This is a genomic window from Mesorhizobium sp. M7A.F.Ca.CA.004.12.1.1 (assembly GCF_003997835.1).
Classification (GTDB): domain Bacteria; phylum Pseudomonadota; class Alphaproteobacteria; order Rhizobiales; family Rhizobiaceae; genus Mesorhizobium.
On the sequence record NZ_RZRK01000879.1, the window covers coordinates 1 to 2,468 of the forward strand.

General features: G+C 66.1%; 3 protein-coding genes. All 3 read left to right on the forward strand.

Translation table 11 applies throughout. The features are described from left to right. Window positions 1-123: 123 nt before the first annotated feature. A complete protein-coding gene (locus EN984_RS31135; RefSeq protein WP_127267895.1) occupies window positions 124-966 on the forward strand; it encodes a MaoC family dehydratase N-terminal domain-containing protein in 843 nt (280 codons plus the stop codon). Further along, window positions 960-1,772 (forward strand): CoA ester lyase, encoded by an 813-nt coding sequence (locus EN984_RS31140; protein ID WP_127269707.1) that lies wholly within the window; start codon window positions 960-962, stop codon window positions 1,770-1,772. Before EN984_RS31135 ends, EN984_RS31140 begins: the two co-directional genes overlap by 7 nt. A gap of 25 nt (window positions 1,773-1,797) precedes the next feature. Beyond that, window positions 1,798-2,468: MmgE/PrpD family protein (locus EN984_RS31145; RefSeq protein ID WP_164765774.1), on the forward strand; the 671-nt coding region annotated here is incomplete at its 3' end.

Consider the following 2,468-nt stretch of genomic DNA (forward strand, 5'->3'; position numbering starts at 1 on the left):
GGCGCATCGCAGTACCCAAGCCGGCAGGGCGGCCGGAGGGATTTGCAACGGTTCCAAGCGTCCCCGCGCTTGGCGCCGATACGGACCGGATCCGGTCCGAATTCGCCGCCTGACGAGGACCTCATGAGCCTGGACACAAGCACACTGCAGGAATGGGTTGGACGCACGCACGAGGTCGAGGATGTTGTGACCCCGCGCCTGCTGGCCAGCTTTGGCGCCACGCTTGGGGACCACGCGGCGCAGACTGCCGAGGGCGCGGCCGCGCCCGGACTGCATTGGTGCCTGGCGCCCGACATTGCCGCCATGCGAGAACTCGGACCTGACGGGCACCCGGCCAAAGGCGGCTTCCTGCCGCCGGTGCCGCTTCCGCGTCGCATGTGGGCTGCCAGCGACATGCGTTTCATGGCGCCGATCCGCTCTGGCGACCGCATCCGCCGCCGCTCGACGTTGGCCGCCATCGAGGAGAAGCAGGGCCGCACCGGCCCGCTCACCTTCGTCACGGTCCGGCACGACATCGCCAACGATTCCGGTCCGGTCATCGAGGAGGACCAGATCATCGTCTATCGCGGCGCCGAAGCCGCTGCTGCGTCCCCTGCCCCGCCGGCCAATTCGCCCCTGGCCGCATCGCACGAGCGCACGATCGACATCGATCCCGTGCTGCTCTTTCGATATTCCGCGCTGACGTTCAACGGGCATCGCATCCACTACGACGCGCCCTATGCCACGGGGGTCGAGCACTATCCCGGGCTCGTCATCCATGGCCCGCTGCAGGCGACGCTGCTGATGAACTTCGCCGCCGCCATTGTCGGTCAGTCGCCGCGCCGTTTCTCATTCCGCGGCGTCCATCCGGCGACTGGCCCGCAGCGCCTGCTTCTGAGCGCAACATCCCCAGGCCAGGACGGCATGGCTCTCGAGGCACGGTCGTCCGACAGCCATGTGACGGTGAAAGCCACGGCGCAATGGTGAGCTTCGTCACGCCTGTCGTGCCGCTATTCGTGCCGGGCTCACGTCCTGAGCGGTTTGCCAAAGCCGACAGCAGCGGCGCGGACGCAGTCATTCTAGACCTCGAGGATGCCGTCGCCCCTGGCGACAAGGACCGCGCTCGGGAAGCGGTCGTTGCTCATGCAGCCGCGCTGAAATCCGCGGTCGTGGTCCGCATCAATGCCGCCGGCACATTTTGGCACCAGGCGGACATCGCTGCCGTGCGGCGCCTTGACGGCGTCTCCGTCATGCTGCCCAAGGCCGAACGTCCGGAAGACATTGCCGATATGGCCAGGCACATGGCACGCAGCGTTTCCGTCATCGCGCTGGTCGAGAGCGCCGTCGGTCTCGCCAACTTGCCGGACATATTGGCCATGCCCAACGTCGTTGCCGTCGCCTTCGGCTCGGTCGACTTCTCGCTCGATCTCGGTTGCGCGCATGATCGGCTGATCCTGCTTGCGGCTCGTAACGAAATCGTCTGGCGTTCGCGCGCCGCTGGCCGGGCCGCGCCGATTGACGGCGTAACGACCGACCTGAACAGTCCCGAAATCACCGAGGATGACGCCCGCCACGCCATGAAGATGGGTTTTGGCGGCAAGATGGCCATCCACCCGAGGCAGATCGAGCCGATTCGCAGTGGCTTTCGCCCGAGCGATAATGACATCACATGGGCACGAGACATCGTCGGCGCAGCCTCGTCCGGCGAAGCTAGCCAGGTGAACGGCGAAATGGTGGATCGGCCGGTCATCGAGCGCGCAAGGCAGGTCCTGCGCCGGGCCGCTTTGGTCTAAAGGGCATGCAGGGGAGGAGCAACGGATGAGCCTGGACACCGCCGATTGGCCAACCGCCAGGCTCTGCGCCTTCATTGCCGAACTCGACTTCGAACAGATCCCGCCGCGCGTCGTTCATTTCGCGCAAGGATTGATGATCGACTGGCTCGGCTCGGCGCTGGCCGGCAAGGGCGCGCACCAGGTCGAGATGATCGACGGTTTTGCGCGTGCCATGGGGCCGGCGGACGGCCCAAGCACCATCATCCCGACGCGGCGGCGCACAAGCCCCTACTTCGCAGCGATGGTCAATGCGGCGGCCTCCCATGTCGTGGAACAGGACGACGTTCACAACGGCTCGGTCTTTCACCCGGCGGCGGTGATCTTTCCGGCCGTTTTGGCGGTTGCGGAGGCTGAGGAGAAGACCGGCCGCGAAGTCCTGACTGCCTGCATCGCCGGCTATGAAGTGGGCATTCGAGTGGGAGAATTCCTCGGACGCTCGCACTACGAGATATTCCACACCACCGGCACGGCTGGCGCAGTGGCAGCAGCCGCGGCGGTCGGCAGGTTGATCGGGTTGGACGCAGCCGGGCTCAACCATGCTGTCGGCTCGGCCGGTACGCAGGCGGCAGGTCTCTGGGAATTTCTGCGTGACGCTGCCGATTCCAAGCAACTCCATACCGCGCGAGCGGCCGCCAACGGTCTGTTCGCTGCCTATCT